Source organism: Deinococcus radiotolerans, from assembly GCF_014647435.1.
GTDB lineage: Bacteria > Deinococcota > Deinococci > Deinococcales > Deinococcaceae > Deinococcus > Deinococcus radiotolerans.
This window is the reverse complement of sequence record NZ_BMPE01000001.1, coordinates 470,229-495,943: the sequence shown is the minus strand read 5'-3', so window position 1 is coordinate 495,943 and position 25,715 is coordinate 470,229. Positions and strand designations below refer to the sequence as shown.

The following is a 25,715-nucleotide window of genomic DNA, read 5'->3' as shown; positions in this document are numbered from 1 at the left end:
CGGTAAATGACGGCGTGCTGCCGCATTAGCCTGCCGGACAGATGCGTGTCCCCGCCCTGCTCCTCGCCCTGCTGTTCACGGCCGGGGCACACGCCGCGCGCCTCCCCCTGTTCCTAGGCCCGGCGGCGCTGCCGGCCACGCCCGCCCCTCAGCCCTGCGACGCTCCGGCTGCCCCGCTGGAGCGCGCCTTGTGGGACCTGGACCGCGCGCGGGGTGGGCCGGACCTGTCCTGCGGCAATCAGGTGCTGGGCTTCGTGAGGACGCCCCGCGACCTGGACGCCCCGCAGGACGCCTTCGAGATCCTGGCGCAGGAGATGCAGGGCGCCCGGGCCGAGGTGCTGCTGACCAGCATGGAATGGGAGAGTGAACCCGGGCGGCCCGGGGCGACGTTCGTGCAGGCCGCCCGCGACCTGTACGCGCGCGTGCAGGCAGACCCAGCCGCGTACCCGCAGGGCATGACGATCCGCGTGCTGCTGGGCAATTACCCGCAGCTGGACGACCCGGACGGCACGTCGCAGATTCTGGGGCTGGCACGGGCGCTGCGCGGGGCCGGCGTGCCCCTGAACGATCCGGGCGCCCGCTGGACGCTGACCCTGCTGAACTACGCGTACCTGCCGCACAGTCACGTGAAGCTGCACGTCATTGATGGGCAGGACCTGACCGTGAGTGGCTACAACTTCACTGCGTGGCACCTGCCGCTGGGCGAGCCGGGCGGACTGGCCCTGCACGACACGGGCCTGCGCCTGCGGGGCCCGGCCGCTCAGGAGGGCGTGGCGGCCTTCGATGACCTGTGGCGGCACAGTGATGAACTGCACTGCCCGCCAGACGTGCTGCCGGACGCCGTGAGCCGCGAGTGTGTGCTGGGACCGGCGCCGGCGCCCTCTCATCCTGGGCTGGCCGCCCGCGCCGTGACGGCCGGTGCTGACCACGCGTTCGTGCTGTACCGCCGCACGGCCGGGGAGGACTTCGCGGACCGCGCGCACCTGGCCCTGATCGGCGCGGCGCAGCGCAGCATTGACCTGATGCAGGCGGACTTCAGCCCGGGGCTGGACTGCTGGTTCGGGTACCTGAACCCGGACTCCTGCCCGCTGGAGCGCCTGCCCGTGTACTTCCCGGCTTTACTCGCCGCGACAGAGCGCGGCGTTCACGTGCGGCTGCTGGTCGTGGACTACGGGTTCGGCCGGCCCGCCAACCGCACCGGCGTGGCCCTGCTGCGCCGTGAGCTGCGCCGCCGGGGCCTGGAGGACCGCTTTGAGGCGCGGTACACCACCTTCAAGATGCACAGCAAGGTCATGACCGTGGATCACATGCTGGTCGTGGTGGGCAGCATGAACTTCCACTTCAGCGCCTGGGGCAGCGCCGGGCTGGCCGAGGCAGCCCTAGCGACCGGGAACGCGGCCGCCGTCGCCGAGCAGGACCGCAGTTTTCAGCAGGCGTGGACGACGGGCAGTGTGCCCGTCCCGCAGGAGCGCTGGCTGTCCCGGGTCACCCGGACGTCCCCGTGACCTGGCGGCCGTCAGGTCGAGGCGTGGCGGCCTAGGCCTACCCGGCGGCCTGGTGCATTCGGGATGACCGGGCGCTCGGGCATGGGGGACGCACTGACCGCGGCGCCCGGCCGTTCGAGCACCGCGGCGTACGCGCCGATGACCTCGCCCACCGCGTGCAGCAGGAAGGTGTTGCGCGGTGAGGACCTCACGTGCGCCAGCGCGTGCTGCGGACTGGGGACGGCAACCACGTCGGCGCGCATGGCTTCAGGCGTGAACGCCGGTGTCGGCAGGCCCAGGGCCCGCTGCACCTCCGGGGTGCACTGCCCGACCAGCACGATCTGGTAGCCGTCCCGGGCGGCCAGCGTCATGAGTTTGACCTGCATGGCCGGGGCGAGGTGCGTGCCTCGGCAGACCAACACCGACTGGGTGGTGTTGAAGGGGTGCACGAAGGCCGCGACAGTCATAACTTGACGGTCAGTGTAAGAGCAGGACCCACCGGATTCCGATGCGTTTTTTCACGTAAGTGGGGCAGACTGCCCCCGTTAAGGGACAGATAGGCTTGACTGTCTGACAGTCACCTGATAGTTGGCCGAATGGGTGCACTGCGGACGCGGGGGCACGGTTGGCGCGTGGGCCGCACTCTACACTGGGTGCCATGATTGAGCGGATTCATCTGGCCAAACCCCGCGGGTTCTGCGCGGGCGTCGTGATGGCCATTCAGGCCGTTGAGAAGGCCGCGCAGACCGAAGAGAAACCGGTGACGGTGTACCACTCCATCGTGCACAACCACACGGTCGTGGACCGCCTGGAAGCCGGGTACGGCGTGCATTTCGTGGAGGACCTGGACAGCGTGGACGCCCTGCCGCAGGGCGGAGAGACCGTGGTGTTCAGCGCGCACGGCATCAGCCCCGCCGTGCGCGAGCGGGCGCGCGCGCTGGGCTTGGCGACGATCGACGCGACCTGCCCACTGGTCACGAAGGTGCACACCGAGGCGAAGAAGTACGCCCGTGAGGGCTATGCGATCCTGCTGATCGGCGACAGCGCCCGGCATCAGGAGGTCATCGGGACGCGCGGCGAGGCGCCCGACGCGACCATCGTGGTCGGTGTGCTGGGCAAGACCGGCGAGGGACTGGCCGACCCGCACACAGTGCAGGTGCCGGACCCGGAGCGGCTGGTGGTGCTCACCCAGACGACCCTGAGCGTGGACGACACCCGGCGGACCATCGAGATTCTCAAGGGGCGCTTCCCGGCGCTGGTGGTGCCGCCCAGCGAGGACCTGTGCTACGCCACGAAGAACCGCCAGGACGCCGTGAAAGCGATCGCGCCGCACGTGGACCTGTTCCTGGTCCTGACCAGTGCGCACAGCAGCAACGGGATGCGCCTGCTGGAACTCGCCGCAGCTGAGTGCGGCCGTTCGGTGCGGCTGGAGACGGCGGCGGACCTTGCGGGCGTGGATCTGACGGTGGTGCGCTCGGTGGGCATCACGAGCGCGGCGAGCACCCCGGACGATCTGGTGCAGGAAGTCGTGGCGCACTTCCGCGCGCTGAACCCGGCCCTGGAGGTCGTTGAGGAGGGTGAGTGGGAGAACATCGAGTTCCGCGAGCCGCGCAAGATCCTGCCCACCCAGGCGCTGCCGCGCACCATGCAGTAAGTGCCGTCCACCCTGGAGGGCGTAGTGGCGCTGCTGCTGCGCCTGATTCTGGCGTGGCAGGTGGTGTGGGGTCTGGTCGCCTTCGTGGCGATGGCGCGCGACAAGGGGCTGGCGTCTGAAGCGGGCCGCACGCGGATTCCCGAGCGGCAGTTGCACGCTCTGGAGGCGCGGGGCGGCTGGCTGGGCTCGTTGCTGGCGCAGCGGGGGTTCCGGCACAAGACCCGCAAGGTCGCGTACCAGGGGGTCTTCCGCCGGATCGCGTTGGCCTGGGCGCTGGCCGATGTGCTGATCGTGGCCGGGTTGATCCTGATTCCCATCATTTTCAATTGATAAGCCTTTGACCATTCTTCCTATCATGCGGTAGGATGCCCCGCATGATTGTTGTGAAGGTCGGCGGAAGCGCCGGAATCGACTACGACGCCGTCTGCGCCGACATCGCCGCCCGCTGGAAGACCGGGGAACGCCTGATCCTCGTCCACGGCGGCAGCGGCGAGACCAACCGCGTCGCTGAGGCCCTCGGGCATCCCCCGAAGTTCGTCACCAGCCCCAGCGGGTACACCTCCCGCTTCACGGACCGCCAGACCCTGGAAATCTTCGAGATGGTGTACTGCGGCAAGATGAACAAGGGCATCGTCGAACGCCTCCAGCGACTCGGCGTGAACGCCGTCGGCCTCAGCGGCCTGGACGGGCGCATCTTAGAGGGGAAACACAAGGACTCGGTGCGCGCCGTCGAGAACGGCAAGGTCAAGGTGCTGCGCGGCGACCACACCGGCACGGTCGAACGCGTGAACACCCACCTGATCGACCTGCTGCTCGCTGGCGGGTACCTGCCGGTCCTCACGCCGCCCGCCAGCTCGTACGACGGCGTGGCGATCAACGTGGATGGTGACCGCGCCGCCGCCGCCCTGGCGGTCGCGCTGAAGGCGGACGCGCTGCTGCTGCTGTCCAACGTGCCGGGCCTGCTGCGCGCCTACCCCGACGAGACCAGCCTGATCCGCGAGATTCCCGCCGCAGACGTGGAACACTACCTGGAATTCGCGCAGGACCGCATGAAGAAGAAGGTGCTCGGCGCGGCTGAGGCTGTGCAGGGCGGCGTGAGGCGCGTCATCTTCGGTGACGCGCGCAACGGCGAGCCGGTCAGCGCGGCCCTGAACGGCCAGGGCACCGTCGTCTCCTGAAGCCCGCGCGGACAGGAGACTGCCCCGGCCTCACCTCCGGCTGCGCTATGCTGACCCGCTCATGCTGTCGCCCGCCGATCTCCTGACCTTCCTCAACGAACGCGGCGGACGCGAGTACCGCGTCACGGCCCTGCTCGCCACCGGGCGGGGCCGCAAGGCCAGCGTGCGCGAACTCGGCGAGTACTGGCTCACCGCGCGCGGCGAGACGGTGCAGGCGACAGGCCCCAGCGGGCAGACCCGCGACCTCACGCACAGAGACTTCCTCAGTGTGTTCAGCAGCTACTCCTTCGGGCTCGCGCAGCCGACCGGACGACTGACCGACCTGGGCCCCCTGTTCAGCTGAGCTGGCCGCGCAGCTGACCCTGCACCCGGCACCGTCCGCCAGGGGCGCGGTAGGCTGCGGGGGTGACCTTCCAGCCTGAATACCCGAGTGTCCGCCGGCCCGTGTACGCCCGGCGCGGCATGGTCGCCACCAGCCAGCCCCTCGCCGCGCAGGCGGGCCTGAGTGTCCTCCAGCAGGGCGGGAACGCCGTGGACGCCGCCATAGCCACGGCCGCCGCCCTGACGGTCGTGGAACCCACCAGCAACGGTATCGGTGGGGACCTGTTCGCGCTTGTCTGGGCAGGCGGCCAGCTGCACGGTTTGAACGCCAGCGGCGCCGCACCCGCCGCCCTGAGCCTGGACGCCCTGCGGGACCGGCACGCGGGCGAGATGCCCCGCCACGGCTGGACGCCCGTGACCGTGCCCGGAGCGGTGCGCGGCTGGGCGGACCTGCACGCCCGTTTCGGGCGGCTGGACTTCGCGCAGGTGCTCGCCCCGGCCATTGCGTATGCACGGGACGGCTACCCGCTCTCCCCGGTCCTCGCCGCGAACTGGGCGCGGGCCACCGGCATCTACCGCCGCCTGAACCTGCCCGAGATGGACGAGTGGTTCCGCACCTTCGCCCCGGACGGCTTCACGCCCGCGCCCGGCGCACTGTGGCGCAGCGAGGGGCACGCCCGCACCCTGGAACAGATCGCCGCCACGCACGGCGAGACGTTCTACTCCGGCGAACTGGCCGGGCAGATCGACGCGCACGCCCGCGCGCAGGGTGGCCTGCTCACCGGCGCGGACCTCGCCGCGCACGCCAGTGAATGGGTGACGCCCATCCACACCGATCTTCACGGGCACCGCGTGTACGAGATCCCACCGAACGGTCAGGGCATCGCCGCCCTGATCGCGCTGAACGTCCTGCGTGACGTCACGCTGCCCGAACGGCGCGACAACCCGCAGGGCCTGCACGTGCAAATCGAAGCCATGAAGCGCGGCTTCCACGACGCGCACGCCTTCGTGGCCGACCCGCGGCACACCCCGGTGGATGTCGCGCAACTGCTCTCGGCGGCGAACGCCACCGCGCACCGCGCGCACCTGGGCCCGCGGGCCCACGACCCCCGCACCCACGCACCCAGCACGGGCGGCACCGTGTATCTCGCGGCTGCCGATGATCAGGGGCAGATGGTCAGCCTGATCCAGAGCAACTACATGGGCTTCGGCAGTGGCATCGTCGTGCCCGGGACCGGCATCGCCCTGCACAACCGCGGACACAACTTCAACACCGACCCTGCCCACCCCAACGCCGTGGCGCCCGGCAAGCGTCCGTACCACACCATCATCCCCGGCTTCCTGGGTCGCACGGACGGCACCCCGGTCGGACCGTTCGGCGTGATGGGCGGCTTCATGCAGCCGCAGGGGCACCTCCAGGTCGTGCTGAACACCGCCTACTACGGCATGAACCCGCAGCAGGCGCTGGACGCCCCGCGCTGGCAGTGGCTGGACGGCACCCGGGTGGAGGTCGAACATGCCCTGGGCGGCACCCTGGCCCGCGAGCTCGCGGGGATGGGCCACGCGGTCAGCGTGCAACTCGATCCCGGGGCGTTCGGGCGCGGGCAGATGATCCGCCGCGACCCCGTGACTGGCGTGCTGGAGGGCGGTACTGAAACCCGCACTGACGGGCACATCGCGGCCTGGTAAGCGGCAGGGGAGAGGCGGGTCACTGATCCCGGCACGAACACAGAGGGAAGCGGCGCGCCGGGACCTCCATGCCCCTGGCGCGCCGCCCCTGCCCGGCCTTATTCCGTGCCGACGTCGTGCCCGTCGTCTCGCTGCTCCAGCCGGAACCCGTGGGGCAGGAAGTCCCGGACGTACCCGCTGACAATGTCGCCGTGCTGATTCACGCACACCACGCGCGCGTCCGGCGCGAACTCGTACAGCACCTGACGGCACGCGCCGCACGGACTGGCGGGCGGTGTCGCCTCGGAGTACACGACGATGTCGGTGAATTCGCGCTCTCCGGCGGTGGCCATGGCCTGCACGGCGCTCTGCTCCGCGCAGCGGCCCAGGCCGTAACTGGCATTTTCGACGTTCGCGCCGAAGAACACGCGGCCGTCGCGGGTGCGCAGGGCCGAGCCGACGTGGAACTTGCTGTACGGCGCGTACGCCTGCTTGAACGCGGCTTTCGCGCCCTCCAGCAGCTGGGGATCAGGGGTCAGGTTCAGGGCATTGGCATTACTCATGGGTGTCCTCGGTCTCCAGTTCATTCACCTGCGGGGCGCGTTCCACCCGCACGCGGTTCACGCGGCGCTGGTCGGCGTCCTCCACGGTGAAGGCCCAGCCGTTGTGGGTGAAGTTCTGCCCCACCTCCGGGATGTCCCCGAAGTGGCTGGTCATGAAGCCGCTCAGGGTATCAAATTCGCCCTCACCATCCTCGATGTTCGCGTTCAGGCGCTCCTCGACCTCACCGACTGTCAGGCTGGCGTCCATCAGGTACACGCCCTCGCTGATCACCTCGATCATCGGGACCTCTTCCTCGTCCGTCTCGTCGTAGATCTCCCCGACGATCTCCTCCAGCGCGTCTTCCAGCGTCACGAGGCCGGAGGTGCCGCCGAACTCATCCACGACGATACTGAGGTGGCTCTTCTTGTCCCGCATCTTGGCCAGCAGGTCCTTGATCTTCATGCCTTCCGGCACGAAGAACACCGGGCGCATCACGTCCGCGATCAGGGTGTGATCCAGTGCGTCCAGGTGCAGCAGCACGTCCCCGGTGTGCACGATGCCCACAATGTTGTCCGGCGTGTCCTGGAAGACTGGCACGCGCGAGTATCCATGCTCGCCCTTCAGTTCCAGCAGGCGACGCAGCGGCGAGGCGCCGTCCACCACGACCATGTCAATCCGGGGCGTCATGATCTCCCGTACGGTCGTGTCCGACAGATCGAACACGTTGTACACGAGTTCCTTCTCGTCGTCCTCCAGCACGCCCTCCTGGCTGGACGCGCTGACGATCATGCGGATCTCCTCCTCGCTGTACGCCGTGTGATGCCCGGCCACGGCCTTCAGTCCCAGCAGGCGCAGCACGACGCCGCCCAGCGCGTTCAGGCCCAGAATCACCGGGCGGAACACCGCCGTGAACGCCACCAGGGGCCGCACCATCGCCATGCTCAGCTGCTCACTCTTCTGCAGCGCGGCGCTCTTGGGCACCAGTTCCCCCAGCACGATGTGGAAGGTGGTGCTCAGAATGAACGCCAGCGCGAACGCCACGGGCTTCAGGTACTGCTCAGGCAGACCCGCACGCAGGAACAGCGGCTCGGACAGGTGCTCGATGGCCGGTTCGGCCACGAAACCGATCAGCAGGCTCATCATGGACACGCCCAGCTGCACGGCCGCGATGTACAGGTCCAGTCGGCCCAGGACACGCTGCACGATGCGGGCCGTGGCATTGCCCTCCTCGGCCAACTGGTCGATTCGGGTGCGGCGGACGCTGACCAGCGCGTACTCCACCGCGACAAAGTACCCGTTCAGAAGCACCAGCACGAACAGGGCGGCGATACCGATGTAATCATTCATGTAGGGACGCGCTCCAGAGTCGCGTCATGGTCATCCGCAAGGCGCAAGCTGCCCGCCCCACCGGAAGTCAGGTGGGCGCGTCGGTGACCGGAGATGGTGGGGTGCCAAGGCAAAACAGCCGCCCCCTGGCGGTGTTCTCCGGGCGCGGTACGAGAGCCAGAACTGGGAGGCTCCATAGCAGTGCGAAGGATAACACACCCGCCCCCACGCCGGGACGCCTGTCCTGCCCGCCATGTGTCACGGCCGCGGGAGCAGCCGCCCCGTGCGGTACGCTGCGCCCAGTACCCCCACCCACGACCCCCCATACAGGAGGACCCCCACGTGACCCAGCCCCTGCCCGACACCTACCGCGCCCTGCGCGTCCTGAAAGACGATCAGGGCACGCGCGCTGAACTTCAGACCCTGCCCCTCACGGCCCTGCCGGACGGTGACGTGCTGATCCGCGTCACACACTCCAGCCTGAACTACAAAGACGGCCTGGCCGTCACTGGGCGGCCCGGTGTGCTGCGCACCCATCCCATGACGCCCGGCATTGACCTGGCCGGCACCGTGCTGGACGACGCGACCGGACGGTGGCAGCCCGGCACGCCGGTCATCCTGACCGGCTGGGGCATCGGCGAACGCCAGGACGGCGGTTACGCCACCCTGGCCCGGGCCCGGCCCGAGTGGCTGGTCGCGCAGCCCGGCGGCACGGACGCCCACTGGGCCATGAGCGTCGGCACCGCCGGATTCACGGCCATGCTGGCCGTCATGGCCCTGGAAGACCAAGGCCTGACCCCGGGCAGCGGCGAGGTTCTCGTGACCGGCGCGGCGGGCGGCGTGGGCAGCGCCGCCGTGGCGCTGCTCGCCCGGGCCGGTCACACCGTCGTGGCCAGCACGGGCCGCCCGCACGAAGACGCGTACCTGCGGTCCCTGGGGGCCAGCCGCGTCATCGGGCGGGAGGAGCTACCCGGCTTGACCCGCCCGCTGGAAAAGGAACGCTGGGCGGGCGTCGTGGACACGGTGGGCGGCGCCACCCTCGCCGGTGCGTACGCCTCCACCCGCACGCACGGGAGCCTCGCCGTGTGCGGCCTGGCCGGTGGGCATGAACTGCACGCCACCGTGTTCCCCCTGATTCTGCGCGGCGTGAGCCTGCTCGGCATTGACTCCGTCACCTGCCCAGTGCAGCGGCGCGAGGCCGCGTGGACTCGCCTGTCCCGCGACCTGCCCGCACCTCAGCTTGCTGCCATGACGCACACCGCCTCACTGGAGGACGTCCCAGCGCTGGCGGAGGAGATTCTGGCCGGACGCGTCCGGGGACGCACCGTGATCGAAATCAGCTGAACCCGGCATAGAGGGCTGTGGGGACCCGGTCTGGCGCGGTCCGGGGCGGAGAGACTGGTCAAGGGGTGTTACTGGACTGGTCCGGTTCCAGGGTGCGCCGTTTAACCCGAGTATGTGCGGCGTCGCCGTGCCTCAGGTGTCCTGGGAAGGGTTCAGAAAGTGCAAAAAGCGAGGGACCGGCGGGGCTGAATCCGACGGTCCCTCGTCCGTGCGTGTTAGCGGGGCGTCAGATCTCCCAGTGTCACCTGCGGCGCCGCCTCCGAGAGCGTGGCCGTACGTTCGTCCCTGGCCTCGCCGGACTCGCCGTAGACGCCGTTGCCATTGACGTCCGTTCCGCCGGTCACGCGGTAGGTGCCGTCACCCAGGTAGGCGCGGAAGGCGCCGGTGCTGTCCAGAGGAGGTTGGAAGCTCAGACCCTGGGCGCTCTGCACTCGGATGCCCAGGCCGCTGCTCACCTGAGGGGCGTTCAGGGCCGCCGCGGCGTTCACCATCCCGAACCCGAACTGGTCGTCCCGACCGGCCTCACCAAGGTCCGTGGCTGTGTCCCGCAGTCGCTGGAGGGTGTCATCCGGCCCGGTGGTGACGCCCTTGCTGAGCAGCAGCGCGGCCAGCGCGGTAACCTGAGGGCTGGCCTGACTGGTGCCCACCTCCGCCTCGTAGTTCGGAGCGTTCTTCGCGTAGTCCCAGCTGGTGGAGAGAATCATGTCCGGGAAGGCCGCGCCGTTGAAGGTGCCGCCGTTGAAGGTCGCGCCGCTGTACGGGTCCGCGCCGCCCGGAGCGGCCAGCTGAACCTGCGGGTACGCGTTGCTGAACGGGGAGTGCATGGGCGCACTCGCGCCCGACAGGGTGACGCTCGCGACGGATACCGCGCCGTCACACGCGGCCGGGTAGTACGGGACGGTGCCGTACCCGTTGCCGGCTGCCGCGATGACCAGCGAGCCAGCGGCGCGGGCCTCGGCAATGGCCTCGCACATGGGCCGGGCGTCCTCGGTGCTGATCGCGCCCCCGAGGCTCAGGTTGATCACCTGCGCCGGGTGGGGCGTCTTGAACGTCACGCCGTCAATCGTGACGGGCAGACCCGCAGCGTACCGGATGCCGAGCGTGACGTCCGCCTCCGAGGCATTGCCGCTCGCGTCAATCACGCGCACCGGCAGAACCTTCACGTTCGCTTTGTAGGTCGCGCCAACCACGCCGCTGGGGCTGCACCCGCTGCACGCGCCGCTGTTCGTGCCCCAGCGCGCCGCGATGATGCCCGTGACGTGCGTGCCGTGACTGCCCGCCGTGCGTCCAGGCGTGGCCGGGTCCGTGGGATCCGTGTCCGCGCCGTCCCCATCACCGTTCGTCGTGTCGGCAATCACGTCCATGGCCCCCTCCCCGGGCAGCCACAGCTGACCGGTCAGATCAGGGTGATCAAAGCGGACCCCGGTATCCACCACGGCCACCGTCACCGCGCGGCTGTAGGCGCCACCCTCCATATCGCGCCACACCGCGCCGTAGCCCATGAGGGGATACGCCCACTGGAGCGGCGCGAACTGATCCGTGGGGACGACGGGCTCGGCTGCCGCCTGGGCGCGCAAGGTGGCGTTCGGCACGGCGTACTCCACGCGTGGATCGCTGCGCAACACCCGCAGGGCGCCCTGCACGTCCTTGACGTCCAGCGCGGCACTCTGGGCGCTCAGGCTGACCTGACGGGCAACCTGAATACCCGCAGTCTGCAACTGCTCGCGGCCCAGGGCGGCGGGGCGCAGCGTGGTCGACTGAGCAGAGAGCAGGCCGGACGCGCGGTACTTCACGATCACGCCGCGGGGCGCCAAGTCGGTTTTCGCTGGCGCCTGGACACCCGTGACCACGTCCGCACCGGTGACCTGCGCGGGCTGTGTGAGGCGACCGGTCAGTGCGTACTGCTGTGCCGTGACTGTCCAGATCGCTGTGCCGTTCACCGCCTGTCCACCAGTGCCGCTGGTCCAGCTGATCTTCACCTTGCCGCTCAGGCTGGGCTGATCCGCCTTGACCGGCGTGGCCTCCTGACGGTCCGCCGTGAACGTCACGGTCACAGGGCCCTGGCCGGCCTGGGACGACACATGAATCCAGCTCGGGGCGTCCGTGACGCGCCAGTTGCCACTGAAGGGCACCGTGACGGCCTCCTGCGTCTTGAAGCCCAGGCTGACCGTGCGGTCCTGAAGCTTCTGGGCGTCCGGTTTCAGCTGATCACAGGCGGACAGCGCGAGTGCTGCCGCCAGCAGCCCTGCCATACGTTGAACGTGGGTCATGTACCGCACAGCATGCCGCACGCAAGCTGATGGGACATGAACGCTTCTCACAGTGGCACAATGGCGCCCGTGCCCAGCGGTCGCGTTCACAACCTCATCAACATCGGCGCGTACAGCGTCCTGGCGGCCGCCGCGCTCTACGCTGCCCGGCAGGAGCTGGTCGTCATCACCCCTGCTCAGGCCCTGAATTTCACACTGGCGTATGCGGCGGGCACCTTCCTGCTGTCCCCGGACCTGGATCTGGCTGAAGGGCGAGTGGACAGCAAAAGGCACTGGGGTGTCCTGGGCGCCCTGTGGGTGCCGTACGGCATGCTCTTCAGTCACCGGGGGTGGTCGCACAGCTGGGTGATCGGGCCGCTCACGCGACTCCTGTACGTGGCGCTGATCCTGGCCCTGATCTTCGGCCTCCTGCGGTTCGTTGCTCCTGATCTGCAGGTGCCCACCATTCCCCAGCCCATCAGCGTCAAGGTGGTGGCGCCGCTGCTCCTCGGGTACTACCTGAGCCAGTGGCTACATCTGATCGCCGACGGGGTGCGGCCCGATCATGGGCTGCGCAAGGGGTACCGCAGGGTGCGGGGAAGATGAGGGACGGGACCTGCGCTAAACTGCCGGCTGTACAGACGCGCGGAACCACGCCGCCGTGTTTGGCCGCTCGACCCGTTCGCACCAGATGGACGGTTGGGCCCAAGAGGTTTCCATGATTCTGACCCTGTTCATTGTGCTCTTCGCTCTCGTGTGTGCTGGCCTCATCTTCTTCGTGCTGTTGCAGGTGCCCAAGCAGGCGGGCCTCTCTGCCAGTATGGCGTCCGGCGGATCACTCCTCGGTGGCCGCGGCGTCGAGGGTGGCCTGGTGAGAATTACCAGCGTGCTTGGCGGCTTTTTCATGCTGCTGGCCCTGCTGATCAACCTCGTGTCTAGATAACACGTTCACCCACTGACTGGTGCGGGTCCTCATGGGGGCCCGCACAGTTTTTGCATGAACTTTAACTGTAGATTCATTCACTTTTCAATCATCTCTTCTACTCAACTGAGCGCCGAAACTGCCCCAGAACTTCATGAAAATTCGCTCGGCGCCGTCTCCAACAGGGGCATTCGTTCATTCGGTCCTTGACCCTGGTCACCTAGGCCAATATATTTAGCTCGCTGGAAAACGAAAGCAGGACCCGAGCAACCCGGCTGCACGCCGGAGATTGTCGTATTTCCATTCACCAGACCTGGAGGACCCCCATGAAAAAAGCCCTAACCCTGGCCCTGGCGCTGACCCTCGGCACCGCCGCCGCCCAGCAGTCCACCTTCGTGTGGCCCGCAGCCTGGACTGCCGATCAGAACACCGCCAACAAACGCGGCGGCGAACTGCGTCTGTCCGCCATCAGCGACTTCAAGACCATGAACCCCTTCACGAGCTCTGAAGCGGACAGCATTCCTGACCGCATGTCCGAAGGCTCGGGTCTGTTTACGCAGGACCCCCGCAACGACGAGTTCATCCCCTACATGGCCGCCAGCGCACCCGTGGTCAGCAACAACAACAAGCGCTTCGTGGTCAAGATCCGCCAGGGCATGAAGTTCAGTGACGGTCAGGCCATCACGGCCGACGACTTCGTCAGCACCTGGAAGATCCACACGGACGACAAGGTCGGCAGCAACAGCTATGACACCTTCTTCCTAGTGGGCAAGCCCATCACGGTCAAGAAGCTCGACAACTACACCCTCCAGTTCGACTTCCCCCAGCCCAGCGCCAGCGCCCTGAGCATCATGAGTTACTCCCCCTGGCCTGACCACGTGTTCGGCAAGGCGTACCGCGAAGGCGGCGCCGACGCCGTCAAGAAGCTGTGGGGTCTCGCCACGCCCGCCAGCCAGATCGTCAGCCCCGGCGCCTGGGTCGTGGAGTCCTACCGCGCCGGCGAACGCACGGTGTTCAAGAAGAACGCCAACTGGGGCGACTGGAACAAGGACAGCCGCGGCCAAGAACTGCCCTACCTGAACACCATGTCCGTCCGGATCGTCGCGGACGCCAACGCGTCGCTGGCCGCCTTCCTCGCCGGTCAGATCGACACCGTCGGCATGCGCAACGCCGATGACCTGGCGCAGACCAAGAAAGCCATCGACTCCGGCAACCTGAAAGCCTTCCTGAAGGCCAACGTCAGCCCCCAGGCCACCAGCCAGTGGATCACCTTCAACTGGAACAAAGCCAGCGACCCCGCCAAGCAGAAACTCTTCCGTGACGTGCGCTTCCGCCGCGCCATGAGCCACATCGCCAACCGCCAGGCCATGGTTCAGCTCGCCCTGGGCGGCCTGGGCAGTGAGACGTACTTCAGCACCTACCCGATCTTCAAGCAGCAGCTCGACGCAGGCCTCTCCGCCGGCGCCCCGCAGTACAAGTACGACCTGGCCCAGGCCAGCAAGCTGCTCGGGCAGATCGGCTACACCAAGAAGAACGCCCAGGGCTACCTGGTCGACAAGAGCGGCAAGGTGCTGGAATTCAACCTGAGCACCAACGCGGGCAACACCGTCCGCGAGCAGCTGGGCCGCATCTTCGCTGACGAGGCGAAGAAGGTCGGCGTGAAGGTCAACTTCACCCCCATCGACTTCAACACCCTGGTCGGCCAGCTCACCTCCAAGGGCGAGAACCGTCCCTTCGACGCCATCCTGCTGGGTCTCTCCGGCGGCAGCAACATCTGGAGCTTCGGCAGCAACGTCGTGCCCTGCGGCACCAACCTGCACTCCTACAACAACCCCACCGACGGCAAGTGCGCCACCAGCCAGGAACAGCTGATGACCAAGCTGTACTACCAAGGTGACTCCGAACTCAACGACGCCAAGCGCCGCGCCATCGGCGGCCAGCTGATGAAGGCCGAAGGCGAACTGCAGCCCGTCATTTACCTCGTCGGCGGCAACTACCACGTGGCCTTCAACGAGCGCCTAGGCGGCGAGTACCCCGCCAACCTGATGAACGCCTACTACGGCCAGCGCGCCAACCCCCTGACCTTCATCAAGTAAGCGACCAGAGCAGCACCCTGCTCCCACGGGGGGTGGTCCGCCCGCGCGGACTGCCCCCCACACCCATGACGCCCCCCGGAGAGCCCGCATGATCCCATTCCTCCTGCGCCGACTGGTGCAGTCCATTCCCACCCTGCTGCTGGCCAGCATCCTGATCTTCTTCGTGATTCAGCTGGCCCCGGGCGACTTCCTGACGCCCGCAAAACTCAACCCGAACATCAGCCCAGAAGCGCTCGCAGCGCTCCAACGCAACTTCGGTCTGGACCGCCATCCCATCGAGCAGTACTTCCTGTGGATGCGCAACATGCTGTTCCACTTCGACCTGGGCTTGTCATTCTCGTACCAGCAGCCCGTGCTGGACGTCATTAAACCCCGGATCGCCAATTCGTTGTACCTCGTGCTGCTGTACACCGTGCTCTTTTATCTGATCGCGATCCCCCTCGGGGTGTTCGGCGCCGTGCGGCAAAATTCCCTGGGTGACAAGGCGGTCAACGTCTTCCTGTACTTCCTGCTCGGGTTCCCCAGCTTCTTCCTGGCGCTGATCGTTATCTACTTCATCCTGCAGGTGCGCGCCAAGACTGGCCTGGACATCCCGATCAACGGCATGACCAGCAACGACTTTGACAGCATGACGGCCGTCCAGAAGTTCTTCGACGTCACCAAGCACCTCATCATCCCCGCCATCATCCTCGCGGTGAGCGACGCTGCTGGCCTGACGCGCGTAATCCGCGGACAGATGCTTGAAGTGATGCGCTCGGACTACATTCGCACCGCGCGCGCCAAGGGCGTCAGTGAACGCACCGCCATCTGGAAGCACACCTTCCGCAACGCCATCCTGCCGATCGTGGCCAACATTGGTGGTCTGCTGCCCGGAGCGGTTGCTGGCGCCGGCTTCATTGAGGTCGTGTTCGCCTACCCCGGCATCACCCCCATGATCCTCGATGCCCTGAACGCCCAGGACCTGTACCTCATCGCGGGCTTCACCGTGATTACCACCGTCCTGCTGGTGATCGGCAACGCTCTGGGCGACATTCTCCTCGCGGTCGTTGATCCGCGCATCAAGGTCGGCTGATATGACCACCACCACACCCGCCACGACCCAGAAGAAGACCAAACCGCTCGGTCAGTCCCAGTTCTCCGTCGCCTGGCAGCAGTTCCGGAAAAACCGTCTCGCTCAGGCCGGCGGCCTGATGCTGATCCTGCTGTACGTCATGGCCATCTTCGCGCCATTCATTGCGCCTGACGCGCTGTCGTCCTACTCAACCAGCAACATCACCCGCTTCCACCCGCCCACACCCATCCAGTTCCGTGATCCTGACACCGGCGGATTCACGCGGCCCTACGTGTTCAAATACACCCAGCAGCTGAACATGGATACCTTCGTGAACGAATTCAAGCCCAGCGCAGAGCGCTGCCCGCTGTACTTCGGTGTGCGCGGCGCCAGCTACAAGATCCTGGGCTTCATTCCCGGCGACCTGCACCTGTTCGGTACGAACAAAGAAGACTGCAGCGTGTACCTGTTTGGCGGTGAGGACCTGGGCCGCGACCTGTTCACCCGCACCCTGTACGCCTCGCAGATCAGCCTGACCATCGGCCTCGGTGCAGTGCTGATCACCACCCTGATCGGCCTAATGATGGGCGCTGTGTCCGCCTACTTTGGTGGCATCGTCGATACGCTGATCATGCGCCTGGTGGAGGTGCTCGCGGCAATTCCCTATCTGTTCCTGCTGCTGCTGCTGCGCAGCGTGTTCCCCCGCGACATCAACCCGATCCTGGCCCTGTACGTGATTCTGGGCATCCTGGCCTTTATCGGCTGGGGCGGCCTGGCGCGTGTCACGCGTGGGCAGCTGCTCAGCGTGCGGGAACAGGACTTCGTGTCCGCCGCCAAGAGCTTAGGCGCCAGCGATAACCGCATCATGTGGCGGCACATGCTGCCCACCCTTACCACCTACGTGATCGTCACGACCTCCCTCGCCATTCCCAGCTTCATCCTGCTGGAGTCCGGCCTGAGCTTCCTGGGGATCGGAGCAGTCGAGCCGTACGCCTCATGGGGCAGCCTGCTGAAAGCCGCGCAGGACGGCGGCCTGAGCAGTCTGAACACCCGACCCTGGGTGCTGATCCCAGGCTTCTTCATCGTGTTCACCGTCATGTGCTTCCAGCTGCTCGGTGACGGTCTGCGCGACGCTTTCGACCCGCGCAAACGCTCCTGACCTGAAGAGCGCGCGGCGCGGCCAGCAAAGAGGGCCGCGCCGCGCGCCACGACAGCCCCACGAATCCCTAACGGTTGTATGATGCACAACGTGTTGAAAACGGAGGAACAATGACCCACCAGGGTGAAGTCCTGTTGGCCGTGAACGGCCTGAAAACTTACTTCAGTACCGACGACGGCGTCGTCAAGAGCGTGGACGGCGTGACCTTCCACATCAAGAAAGGCGAGACACTCGCCGTCGTGGGCGAAAGCGGCTCCGGCAAGAGCGTCACCAGTCTGTCGGTCATGCGCCTCATTCCCACGCCGCCCGGCAAGATCGTCGAAGGCGAGATCCTCTTCACCGGCAAAGACGGCGTTCAGAAGAACATCGTCAAGCTCAGCGAAGCGGACATGCGCAAGATCCGCGGGAATGACATCTCCATGATCTTCCAGGAGCCCATGACCAGCCTCAACCCCGTCTACACCGTCGGGGATCAGATTGCTGAAGCGGTCATGCTGCACCAGGGCAAGAACAAGAAAGACGCCATGGGCGTCGCCACCGACATGCTGCGCTTCGTGGGCATCCCCGCCCCCGAAAAACGCGTGAACGAGTACCCGCACCAGATGTCCGGCGGGATGCGTCAGCGCGTCATGATCGCCATGGCCCTGAGCTGCAAGCCGGCCCTGCTGATCGCCGACGAGCCCACCACGGCGCTCGACGTGACGATTCAGGCGCAGATTCTGGACTTGATGCGCAACCTGCAGAAGGAAGTCGGGATGAGCATCCTGTTCATCACGCACAACCTCGGGGTCGTGGCGGAAATGGCCGACCGCGTCGTCGTGATGTACGGCGGGCGCGTGGTGGAGGAAGGTGACGTCGTGGACATCTTCCAGGCGCCTCGCCACCCGTACACCATGGGTCTGCTGAACTCCATTCCCCGCCCCGGTGAGTATGAGCATGTCCCCGGGCAGCCCAAAGGCCGCCTGGAAGCTATTCCCGGGAACGTGCCCAACCCGCTGAACCTGCCCCCCGGCTGCGCCTTCGAGCCAAGGTGCAAGTTCGCCGTTCCCGACTGCTCTAAAGCCGTGCCCGCCCTGGAAGACACCGGACACGGCCACATGTCCCGCTGCATCCGCTGGCGCGAATTCGCGCAGGCGCAGCGCGAGGTGACCGCATGACCGCAGTAGAAGCCCGCCGCAGCATGCCCACCACGGGCGACACGCTGCTGGACGTCCAGAACCTCGAAAAATACTTCCCGATCCGCGGGGGCCTGCTCTCCCGCGTCGTCGGGAACGTCAAGGCCGTCAACGACGTATCCTTCAAGATCGGCCGCGGCGAAGTGGTGGGCCTGGTCGGTGAATCCGGCTCCGGGAAGACCACCGCCGGGCGCGCCATCCTGCGCCTGATCGAACCCACCGGCGGCCAGGTGCTCTTCAACGGCACCGACATCACCAAGCTGTCCAAAGGGCAGATGCGGGACTACCGCCGCGAGATGCAGATCATCTTCCAGGATCCCTTCGCGAGCCTGAACCCCCGCATGACCGTCAGCGACATCATCGGCGAAGCCATGCAGATCCATAACCTGCACCCCGGCAAGCAGCGTGTCGACCGCATCGCCGAACTGCTGCAGAAGGTCGGCCTGCGCCCCGAGCACATGCGCCGCTACCCGCACGAGTTCTCCGGCGGTCAGCGCCAGCGCATCGGGATCGCCCGCGCCCTGGCCGTGGACCCCGCGTTCATCGTCGCCGACGAGCCCGTCTCCGCGCTGGACGTGAGCATCCAGGCGCAGGTCGTGAACCTGCTGCAGGACCTGCAGGAAGAACTGGGCCTGACCGTGCTGTTCATCGCGCACGACCTCGCGGTCGTCGAGTACATCTGCGACCGCATCATCGTGATGTACCTGGGCCGCGTCATGGAGATTGCGCCCAGCCGTCAGCTGAACCGCAACCCCAAACATCCCTACACGGAAGCGCTCCTCTCGGCTGCGCCCGTGCCCGATCCCACGGTGAAGCGCCAGCGCATCATCCTGGAAGGCGACATTCCCAGCCCGATCAACCCGCCGTCGGGTTGCGTGTTCCGCACCCGCTGCCGGTACGCGATTGCGGACTGCGCGAACATCATCCCGGAACTGCGCGAAGTCAGCCCCGGCCACTTCAAAGCCTGCATCCGCGACGACATCCTCTAAGCCGTCCGGAAGACATGAACAGCCCGCCGCCCCGAATCCAGGGCGGCGGGTTTTCTGTCGCGTTCCTGACGCACGCTCTCACATCTCATATTGAGCGGCAAGTCACCATCCAGATATGAAAAACGCGGTCCACGTCGCCCTCGCCACCACACTCGCCCTCAGCACCGCCAGCGCCGCCGACCTGCGCATCTACCCCAGCTTCAGCGAGGTCCGTGAACCTGTCACCGCCGACTCAGGCACCCTCCGCCTGAACCTGCCCCTCGACACGTGGCAGAACATCCTCAGCGGCAGCCTCGACCTCGAAGGCCTCAGCTTCACGCAGGCCATCCAGAAACAGGAAGCCAACTGGCTCAGCAGCCTCGAAGGCCAGACCATCTACCTGCGCCGCGACGGCAAAACCGAACCCGTCACCCTCATCCGCGCCCGCGACCTGCTCGTCAAGGACGCCCAAGGCCGCTACTTCACCGCCCGCTACGAAGACCTCCAGTTCGACGCCGCGCCACCCGCCAACCCCCAGGCCCCCACCCAGAGCGTCACCTACACCCTCGCGCAACCCGGCAAGGGCACCCTCAGCTACCTCACCCGCGCCGTCACCTGGACGCCCCGCTACACCCTCAAAGCCAGCAGCGGCGGCGCGCAACTCAGCGCCCTCGCCGACATCCGCAACACCACCGAACAGGCCTACAACGTCCAGAACACCGAACTCTACGCCGGAGACGTCAACATCCAGAACCAGCAGGAAGCCCAATACATGATGCGCGGCGCCGCCATGGACGTCGCCATGCCCACCGCCGCCCCCGCCCCCAAAATCGAAAGTCAGGGCGAACTCCGCGGCCTCTACCGCTACGCCCTCACCACCCCCTTCCAGCTGCCCGCCAACAGCGTCACCACCCTCCCCTTCATCACCCCCAAACTCAGCACCTTCGAACGCTACGCCGGCCTCCAGACGTACTTCGACACCGGCACCCGCGACGGCAACCTCAACCGCTCCTACCGCCTCACAGCCGACCAGCGCCTCCCCGCCGGCCCCATCACCGTCCGCGAAGACGGCCGCATCGTCGGCCAGACCAGCATCCCCGACACCCGCCAGGGCGGCACCGTCGACTTCAACCTCGGCGAAGACCCCGACCTGAACTACACCCGCACCGTCCAGCAGACCGCCCAGACCAAAGACACCAAGGGCAACATCACCAAAACCACCTACCGCGTCACCTACGCCTTCGAAAGCAGCAAAGACCGCGCCATCCGCGCCGAAATCACCGAACGCATCGGCGGCCGCATCATAATCATCGACACCAGCGCCCCCGTCAAAAACCAGGGCACCGCGAACCTGAAAGTCGACGTGCCCGCCAAGGGCAAGGTCAGCAAGAGCTTCACCGTCGTGATCGACAACAGCTGAAGCTTCAGCCGGATGTGGGCCTCTCGGGATTTCCTGGGGGGCTCATTTCGTTCGTCGCCCCACCCCCCAGCCCCCTACCCCAGGGGGGCAGGGGGAGCAGCGTTGCACTGGGCAAGAGTTTCGACTTGCGCGGCGTGTTGGTGTCGGGCGGTGACGGGTCCGGCCTCGACGCCATCCTGCCGCCCCCCGCAAGGCCCGCGCGCTGCGCGCACGACGGCCGGTGGCCGTCGGCGGTCAGGTGTGCGGTGGGACGCTTCGCTCAGCTGATCGACTTTTTGTTTCAGCGGAAGTCTGGGGTGGTCAGTGGTTGCGCATAGCCAGAGCGCATAGCTCACTCGCTCAGAGAATGCCGCCCAGGTACTCCAGCACGTTCACCTTCACCGGCATGAAGTACGCGTGCTGCTCCCGTTCGCGGGCGAAGGTCAGGAGGTCATAGGCGAACGCGCGGTTGCAGTCCAGGGTGGGGGTGAACGTGCGGGGGAACACCGCGTGGTTGCGGGCCCGCCAGTAGTTGAAGCTGGCCTCCGTGAGGATGCTCGTCGCGCCCCACCACACGTCCGTGCCGTCCGGCAGGAGGTCGGCCCAGGTGTCCAGCAGGCGCAGGTCGAAGAACGGCTGCGTGAAGAACCCGCTTGCGCCCGCGTCCAGCTTGCGCTCCAGGTAGTCGCGTTCGCGGACGAACGACTGCCGGTAGGGGTCCAGGCCCGCGTACACGCGCAGGTGCGGCGCGTCGCGGTTCAGGCGGCGGATCAGGTCCACGGCGTCCTGGTCGTACACCTTCGCGCTCATGTCGATCGGTGCGTCCCCGGTCACGACGAGCACCTCACGGAGGCCGTGCTCCTCCAGCAGCGGCAGGAACGGCAGCGGCTCACGCGGGTTGAAATCCACGGCGCGCAGGTGCGGAATCGCCGCGAAACCGGGGCGGGCAAACCCACACCCCACCCAGGAGCGCAGCGAGTATCGCGTCAGGTCCGGCACGTTCACGGTATCCACGCCGCTCAGTGCGCCCGCGACCTCCGCGATCTCCGCGCGTAGGCCAGAACGGGACCGGGGCACCAGCTCGACAGAGATGCGGGTCATGCCTGCACCCCGGCCAGGGTAGGCACGGTGGCGGGATCGTATGCGAGGATCGGCCCCAGCCAGCGTTCGATGTCCTCGACGCTCTGGCCCTTGCGGCGGGCGTAGTCCTCGATCTGGTCGCGGCCGATGCGGCCCACGGCGAGGTAGCGGGCTTCCGGGTGCGCGAAGTACAGCCCGGACACGGCGGCGGCGGGCGTCATGGCGCACGACTCGGTCAGGCGCAGGCCGACTTCCTCGGCATTCAGCAGGGTGAACAGCGTGCGTTTCTCGGTGTGGTCGGGTTGCGCTGGGTAGCCGGGCGCGGGGCGGATGCCCTGGTAGCGCTCGCGGATCAGGTCGTCGTTCCCGAGCGTTTCCCCGGGCGCGTAACCCCAGTGCCGCACGCGGACGTCCCGGTGGAGTTTCTCCGCGAAGGCCTCGGCCAGCCGGTCCGCGATCGCCTTGACCAGAATGGCGTTGTAGTCGTCGTGCTGCGCCTCGAACTTCGCCGCGAGTTCTTCTGCGCCGTGAATCGCCACCGCGAACGCCCCGATGTGATCGCCGTCCGGCAGGATGAAGTCCGCCAGCGCCGCGTTCGGCGTGGTCTGGTCGCGCTGCTGGCGCAGGGTGTGGAGGTGCACCACGCCGGGCAGTTCCTCGCGTCCGGCGGCCAGTTCGTGCGTGTGGTGGTCAAGGGTATCGCCGAGGGTCACGTCGGGGGTGACCTGCACGGCGATGTCATCGCCGTCGCGCGTGGCGGGCCACAGGCCGATCACGCCCCGTGCGGTCAGGAGCTTCTCGTCAATTACCCGGCGCAGGAGGGCCTGCGCGTCGGCGAACAGCTTGCGGGCTTCCTCGCCGCGCAGGGGGTCGGTGAGGATGTTCGGGTAGATGCCCTTCATCTCCCAGGCGATGAAGAACGGCGTCCAGTCGATGAAGTCCAGCAGCTCCGCTATGGGCTGCTCGATTATCTGTCGGCCAGGTTCGCGCGGGGCGGGCGCGGGGGTGGGGGAGACCTGCGGCGCGCGGGCACGGGCTTCATCGATGGGGATGAGGCGCACCTGCCGCTCGCCGTGCCGTTCGCGCAGCGCGTCGTACTCGGTGCGGATCCGGTCCTGCACGCCCGCCGGGTCGGCCAGCAGGTCGGCGGTGGTCGTCACGGCGCGGCTGGCGTCCAGCACGTGCACCACGGGGCCGGGGTACGCGGGGTCGATCTTTACGGCGGTGTGCGCGCGGCTGGTGGTCGCCCCGCCGATCAGCAGGGGCAGGTTCAGGCCGCGGCGGGTCATCTCGCGGGCCACGGTGACCATCTCGTCCAGGCTGGGGGTGATCAGGCCGCTCAGGCCGATGACGTCCGCTCCGATCCGCTCGGCCTCGTCGAGAATCTTTTCGGTGGGGACCATCACGCCCAGGTCGGTGACCTGATAGCCGTTGCAGGCCAGCACCACCCCGACGATGTTCTTGCCGATGTCGTGCACGTCGCCCTTCACGGTCGCCAGCAGCACCTTTCCCTTGCCGCCCGCCTCCTGCTTCTCGGCCTCCATGTACGGCGTGAGGTACGCCACGGCTCGTTTCATCACGCGGGCGGACTTCACGACCTGCGGCAGGAACATTTTCCCGGCGCCGAAGAGGTCCCCGACGACGTTCATGCCGTCCATCAGTGGCCCCTCGATGACCTTCAGCGGCGAGCCGAGTTCCCGGTATGCCTCCTCGGCGTCCGCCTCCACGAAATCCGCGATGCCCTGCACGAGCGCGTGCCTGAGGCGCTCCTGCACCGGCAGGTCACGCCAGGGGCTGCCCGCGCCGACCTCGCGCTTTACACCCTTGTAACGGTCGGCGAGCTCCAGCAGCCGCTCGGTCGCGTCACTTCGGCGGGCCAGTATCACATCCTCCACCGCGTCGCGCAACTCGGGTTCGATGTCCTCGTACACGGCGAGCATCCCGGCGTTCACGATGCCCATGTCCAGCCCCGCGCGAATCGCGTGGTACAGGAACACGGCGTGCATCGCCTCGCGCACGTGGTTGTTCCCCCGGAACGAGAACGACACGTTGCTGATCCCGCCTGATACGAGCGCGCCCGGCAGGTTCGCCTTGATCCAGCGGGTCGCCTCGATGAAATCGATGGCGTAGCGGTCATGCTCCTCGATGCCGGTCGCGACCGTCAGCACGTTCGGGTCGAAGATGATGTCCTGCGCCGGGAAGCCCACCTGTTCGGTCAGCAGCCGGTACGCGCGGGCCGTGATCTCCTTGCGCCGCTCCAGATTGTCCGCCTGCCCCTGCTCGTCGAAGGCCATGACGACCGCCGCCGCCCCGTAGCGGCGCAGGAGACGGGCGCGTTCCAGGAACTTCGCCTCGCCGTCCTTGAGGCTGATCGAGTTCACGACCGCCTTGCCCTGCACGCGCTTGAGGCCCGCCTCCAGGATCTCCCACTTGGAGCTGTCCAGCATCAGCGGCACGCGGCTGATGTCGGGTTCCCCGGCCAGCAGGTTCAGGAACTTCACCATGGCGGCCTCGCCGTCGAGCATGCCCTCGTCGAAGTTCACGTCCACGATCTGCGCGCCGTTCTCCACCTGCTGCCGCGCGATCTTCAGGCCCGCGTCGAAATCGCCCGCCAGGATCGCCTTGGCGAACTTCGGACTGCCGGTCACGTTGGTGCGCTCACCGACGTTCACGAAGTTCAGTTCCGGCGTGACGTTCAGCGGCTCCAGGCCGCTCAGGCGCAGCACGGCGGGCTGCTCTGGGGCCACGCGTGGCGTGATCTCGCGCACGGCTTCGGCAATCGCGCGGATGTGCTCGGGTGTGGTGCCGCAACAGCCGCCCACGATATTTACGAGGCCCTCGCGGGCGAAGTCGGCCAGCACGCTCGCGGTGTGATCGGGCGTCTCGTCGTACTCCCCGAAGGCGTTCGGGAGGCCCGCATTCGGGTGCACCGACACCAGCGCGTCTGTGTTCGCGGCGATCTCGCGCAGGTGCGGGCGCAGGAGGTCCGCGCCCAGCGCGCAGTTCAGGCCCAGGCTGAACAGGTTCGCGTGCGAGGTGCTGATCGCAAACGCTTCCGGCGTCTGCCCGCTCAGCGTGCGCCCCGACGCGTCGGTGATCGTGCCCGACAGCATGACCGGCAGCGTTTTTCCGGTGCGGGCGAAAGCCTCCTCGCAGGCGAACAGCGCCGCCTTGGCGTTCAGGGTGTCGAACACCGTCTCCAGCAGCAGCAGGTCCGCCCCGCCCTCAATCAGACCCTCGGCGGCCTCGGTGTACGCTGCCACCAGATCGTCGTACGTTACGTTGCGGAACTCCGGGCGTTCCACGTCCGGCGAGAGGGTCGCCGTGCGGTTCGTCGGGCCTATACTCCCCGCCACCCAGCGCGGTTTCCCGTCACGGGCGGTGAACTCGTCGGCCACCTCGCGGGCCAGCCGGGCGCCCTGCACGTTCATCTCGCGCGCCAGGGCTTCCGTGCCGTAGTCCGCCTGACTGATCGTCGTGGAGTTGAAGGTGTTCGTGCTGGCGATGTCCGCGCCGGCCTCGAAGTACGCGCGGTGCACGGCGCGGATGACGTCCGGCCTGGTCAGTTGCAGCAGGTCGAAGTTCCCGCGGTACATCCTCAGCGGGTCGGCTTCAGGCCAGCGGAAGTCAGCTTCGGTCAGTCCGGCCCCCTGGAGCTGGGTGCCCCACGCGCCGTCCAGGATCAGGATTCTCTTGCGCGCCTCGGCGCGGATGTCTGCGTTGATGCTCACGGTGTACCTCGGGGTGCAGGTCCCACGGGTGTGGGCCTGGGTCATCTGATGTGTGCGCTGTGCGGCGCCGCCTCTGGGCCATCGTTCCCGCTCGCGCCATCGTCAGCGCACCCACGCGGGCCTCTCCTGAAGGCACCGGTGCCGCAATGAGGGCCGGTTGCCACGCCATCCCAGGGCAGGAAATCCCCTCCGGCGATTCTGGATGACCACGCCCAGCAGGCGCGGTTCCCGGCAGAATACCGCGCCCCGCGACGGCTCACCGCTGAGGTGCATGGACAGGGCAGGAGACGCCTCACCTTCATCCAACCTGAATGCTTTGAAAAGCAAAGTAAGGGGTTCGACAGTCCAGCTCCGCCCCGGCGCCTAA

Annotated in this window: 21 protein-coding genes; 15 read left to right on the top strand and 6 right to left on the bottom strand. The window is 67.3% G+C overall.

Going from position 1 to position 25,715, the window contains the following annotated elements; translation table 11 throughout:
* Nucleotides 1-41: 41 nt before the first annotated feature.
* Nucleotides 42-1,505 (top strand): phospholipase D-like domain-containing protein, encoded by a 1,464-nt coding sequence (locus IEY63_RS02405; RefSeq protein WP_189067356.1) that lies wholly within the window; start codon nucleotides 42-44, stop codon nucleotides 1,503-1,505.
* 11 nt (nucleotides 1,506-1,516) lie between these two features.
* On the opposite strand, the gene IEY63_RS02400 is transcribed toward IEY63_RS02405, so the two are convergent.
* Nucleotides 1,517-1,951 carry a hypothetical protein gene (locus IEY63_RS02400; RefSeq protein WP_189067355.1) on the bottom strand — a complete coding sequence of 145 codons (435 nt, stop codon included), beginning with the start codon at nucleotides 1,949-1,951 and terminating at the stop codon, nucleotides 1,517-1,519.
* A gap of 191 nt (nucleotides 1,952-2,142) precedes the next feature.
* On the opposite strand from IEY63_RS02400, the gene ispH reads away from it, so the two are divergent.
* From ispH to IEY63_RS02375, 5 genes are all read left to right on the top strand, one after another.
* Entirely contained in the window at nucleotides 2,143-3,138 is a 996-nt protein-coding gene (ispH, locus tag IEY63_RS02395) for a 4-hydroxy-3-methylbut-2-enyl diphosphate reductase (protein ID WP_189067354.1), read from the top strand.
* Nucleotides 3,139-3,468 carry a DUF1294 domain-containing protein gene (locus IEY63_RS02390; protein WP_229784427.1) on the top strand — a complete coding sequence of 110 codons (330 nt, stop codon included), beginning with the start codon at nucleotides 3,139-3,141 and terminating at the stop codon, nucleotides 3,466-3,468.
* 44 nt (nucleotides 3,469-3,512) lie between these two features.
* Nucleotides 3,513-4,316, top strand: coding sequence for a [LysW]-aminoadipate kinase (locus tag IEY63_RS02385; protein WP_189067353.1), 804 nt, complete (start codon nucleotides 3,513-3,515; stop codon nucleotides 4,314-4,316).
* 61 nt (nucleotides 4,317-4,377) lie between these two features.
* Nucleotides 4,378-4,659 carry a hypothetical protein gene (locus tag IEY63_RS02380; RefSeq protein ID WP_189067352.1) on the top strand — a complete coding sequence of 94 codons (282 nt, stop codon included), beginning with the start codon at nucleotides 4,378-4,380 and terminating at the stop codon, nucleotides 4,657-4,659.
* A 119-nt stretch (nucleotides 4,660-4,778) separates the two neighbouring features.
* Nucleotides 4,779-6,326, top strand: a complete 1,548-nt coding sequence (locus IEY63_RS02375) for a gamma-glutamyltransferase family protein (protein WP_189068022.1) — start codon at nucleotides 4,779-4,781, stop codon at nucleotides 6,324-6,326.
* A gap of 98 nt (nucleotides 6,327-6,424) precedes the next feature.
* Here the strand turns inward: IEY63_RS02375 and cdd are convergent, their stop codons facing one another.
* Nucleotides 6,425-6,868 carry a cytidine deaminase gene (gene cdd, locus IEY63_RS02370; RefSeq protein WP_189067351.1) on the bottom strand — a complete coding sequence of 148 codons (444 nt, stop codon included), beginning with the start codon at nucleotides 6,866-6,868 and terminating at the stop codon, nucleotides 6,425-6,427.
* Complete coding sequence (locus IEY63_RS02365) at nucleotides 6,861-8,195, bottom strand: hemolysin family protein (protein WP_189067350.1); 1,335 nt, start codon at nucleotides 8,193-8,195, stop codon at nucleotides 6,861-6,863. Before IEY63_RS02365 ends, cdd begins: the two co-directional genes overlap by 8 nt.
* A 321-nt stretch (nucleotides 8,196-8,516) precedes the next feature.
* On the opposite strand from IEY63_RS02365, the gene IEY63_RS02360 reads away from it, so the two are divergent.
* Nucleotides 8,517-9,518, top strand: a complete 1,002-nt coding sequence (locus tag IEY63_RS02360; RefSeq protein WP_229784426.1) for an MDR family oxidoreductase — start codon at nucleotides 8,517-8,519, stop codon at nucleotides 9,516-9,518.
* Nucleotides 9,519-9,733: 215 nt separating this feature from the next.
* On the opposite strand, the gene IEY63_RS02355 is transcribed toward IEY63_RS02360, so the two are convergent.
* Nucleotides 9,734-11,788 (bottom strand): S8 family serine peptidase, encoded by a 2,055-nt coding sequence (locus tag IEY63_RS02355; RefSeq protein ID WP_189067348.1) that lies wholly within the window; start codon nucleotides 11,786-11,788, stop codon nucleotides 9,734-9,736.
* 69 nt (nucleotides 11,789-11,857) lie between these two features.
* Here IEY63_RS02355 and IEY63_RS02350 point away from each other — a divergent pair, with 69 nt between their 5' ends.
* The 8 genes from IEY63_RS02350 (at nucleotide 11,858) to IEY63_RS02315 (ending at nucleotide 20,558) form a co-directional block, all read left to right on the top strand.
* Nucleotides 11,858-12,373: a metal-binding protein gene (locus tag IEY63_RS02350; protein ID WP_189067347.1), complete on the top strand. Its 516-nt coding sequence runs from the start codon at nucleotides 11,858-11,860 to the stop codon at nucleotides 12,371-12,373.
* A 112-nt stretch (nucleotides 12,374-12,485) separates the two neighbouring features.
* Nucleotides 12,486-12,710 carry a preprotein translocase subunit SecG gene (secG, locus tag IEY63_RS02345; RefSeq protein ID WP_189067346.1) on the top strand — a complete coding sequence of 75 codons (225 nt, stop codon included), beginning with the start codon at nucleotides 12,486-12,488 and terminating at the stop codon, nucleotides 12,708-12,710.
* A gap of 305 nt (nucleotides 12,711-13,015) precedes the next feature.
* Nucleotides 13,016-14,785 carry an ABC transporter substrate-binding protein gene (locus IEY63_RS02340; protein WP_189067345.1) on the top strand — a complete coding sequence of 590 codons (1,770 nt, stop codon included), beginning with the start codon at nucleotides 13,016-13,018 and terminating at the stop codon, nucleotides 14,783-14,785.
* 88 nt (nucleotides 14,786-14,873) lie between these two features.
* Nucleotides 14,874-15,857: an ABC transporter permease gene (locus tag IEY63_RS02335; RefSeq protein WP_189067344.1), complete on the top strand. Its 984-nt coding sequence runs from the start codon at nucleotides 14,874-14,876 to the stop codon at nucleotides 15,855-15,857.
* 1 nt (nucleotide 15,858) lies between these two features.
* A complete protein-coding gene (locus IEY63_RS02330) occupies nucleotides 15,859-16,995 on the top strand; it encodes an ABC transporter permease (RefSeq protein WP_189067343.1) in 1,137 nt (378 codons plus the stop codon).
* Nucleotides 16,996-17,105: 110 nt separating this feature from the next.
* A complete protein-coding gene (locus IEY63_RS02325; protein ID WP_189067342.1) occupies nucleotides 17,106-18,152 on the top strand; it encodes an ABC transporter ATP-binding protein in 1,047 nt (348 codons plus the stop codon).
* A complete protein-coding gene (locus IEY63_RS02320) occupies nucleotides 18,149-19,159 on the top strand; it encodes an ABC transporter ATP-binding protein (RefSeq protein WP_308425084.1) in 1,011 nt (336 codons plus the stop codon). The genes IEY63_RS02325 and IEY63_RS02320 overlap by 4 nt, the downstream gene beginning before the upstream one ends.
* A gap of 115 nt (nucleotides 19,160-19,274) precedes the next feature.
* On the top strand, nucleotides 19,275-20,558 hold the full coding sequence (locus IEY63_RS02315; protein WP_189067341.1) for a DUF4139 domain-containing protein: 1,284 nt from the start codon (nucleotides 19,275-19,277) through the stop codon (nucleotides 20,556-20,558).
* Nucleotides 20,559-20,897: 339 nt separating this feature from the next.
* On the opposite strand, the gene IEY63_RS02310 is transcribed toward IEY63_RS02315, so the two are convergent.
* Together IEY63_RS02310 and metH are read right to left on the bottom strand one after the other, a co-directional pair.
* Nucleotides 20,898-21,638, bottom strand: coding sequence for a methylenetetrahydrofolate reductase (locus tag IEY63_RS02310; protein WP_189067340.1), 741 nt, complete (start codon nucleotides 21,636-21,638; stop codon nucleotides 20,898-20,900).
* The gene (metH, locus tag IEY63_RS02305) at nucleotides 21,635-25,348 is read right to left on the bottom strand and encodes a methionine synthase (protein WP_229784425.1); all 3,714 of its coding nucleotides are present in this window, start codon (nucleotides 25,346-25,348) and stop codon (nucleotides 21,635-21,637) included. The genes IEY63_RS02310 and metH overlap by 4 nt, the downstream gene beginning before the upstream one ends.
* Nucleotides 25,349-25,715: the final 367 nt, after the last annotated feature.

What these genes read in the sequence shown, in the direction of transcription:
- IEY63_RS02385 (WP_189067353.1), top strand. Translation starts at nt 3,513, where the DNA reads ATGATTGTTGTGAAGGTCGGCGGAAGCGCCGGAATCGACTACGACGCC.
- IEY63_RS02330 (WP_189067343.1), top strand. Translation starts at nt 15,859, where the DNA reads ATGACCACCACCACACCCGCCACGACCCAGAAGAAGACCAAACCGCTC.
- IEY63_RS02380 (WP_189067352.1), top strand. Translation starts at nt 4,378, where the DNA reads ATGCTGTCGCCCGCCGATCTCCTGACCTTCCTCAACGAACGCGGCGGA.
- IEY63_RS02400 (WP_189067355.1), bottom strand. Translation starts at nt 1,951, where the DNA reads ATGACTGTCGCGGCCTTCGTGCACCCCTTCAACACCACCCAGTCGGTG.
- IEY63_RS02320 (WP_308425084.1), top strand. Translation starts at nt 18,149, where the DNA reads ATGACCGCAGTAGAAGCCCGCCGCAGCATGCCCACCACGGGCGACACG.
- ispH (WP_189067354.1), top strand. Translation starts at nt 2,143, where the DNA reads ATGATTGAGCGGATTCATCTGGCCAAACCCCGCGGGTTCTGCGCGGGC.
- IEY63_RS02310 (WP_189067340.1), bottom strand. Translation starts at nt 21,638, where the DNA reads ATGACCCGCATCTCTGTCGAGCTGGTGCCCCGGTCCCGTTCTGGCCTA.
- IEY63_RS02340 (WP_189067345.1), top strand. Translation starts at nt 13,016, where the DNA reads ATGAAAAAAGCCCTAACCCTGGCCCTGGCGCTGACCCTCGGCACCGCC.
- IEY63_RS02375 (WP_189068022.1), top strand. Translation starts at nt 4,779, where the DNA reads ATGGTCGCCACCAGCCAGCCCCTCGCCGCGCAGGCGGGCCTGAGTGTC.
- IEY63_RS02405 (WP_189067356.1), top strand. Translation starts at nt 42, where the DNA reads ATGCGTGTCCCCGCCCTGCTCCTCGCCCTGCTGTTCACGGCCGGGGCA.
- IEY63_RS02355 (WP_189067348.1), bottom strand. Translation starts at nt 11,788, where the DNA reads ATGACCCACGTTCAACGTATGGCAGGGCTGCTGGCGGCAGCACTCGCG.
- secG (WP_189067346.1), top strand. Translation starts at nt 12,486, where the DNA reads ATGATTCTGACCCTGTTCATTGTGCTCTTCGCTCTCGTGTGTGCTGGC.
- IEY63_RS02365 (WP_189067350.1), bottom strand. Translation starts at nt 8,195, where the DNA reads ATGAATGATTACATCGGTATCGCCGCCCTGTTCGTGCTGGTGCTTCTG.
- IEY63_RS02335 (WP_189067344.1), top strand. Translation starts at nt 14,874, where the DNA reads ATGATCCCATTCCTCCTGCGCCGACTGGTGCAGTCCATTCCCACCCTG.
- IEY63_RS02325 (WP_189067342.1), top strand. Translation starts at nt 17,106, where the DNA reads ATGACCCACCAGGGTGAAGTCCTGTTGGCCGTGAACGGCCTGAAAACT.
- IEY63_RS02315 (WP_189067341.1), top strand. Translation starts at nt 19,275, where the DNA reads ATGAAAAACGCGGTCCACGTCGCCCTCGCCACCACACTCGCCCTCAGC.
- cdd (WP_189067351.1), bottom strand. Translation starts at nt 6,868, where the DNA reads ATGAGTAATGCCAATGCCCTGAACCTGACCCCTGATCCCCAGCTGCTG.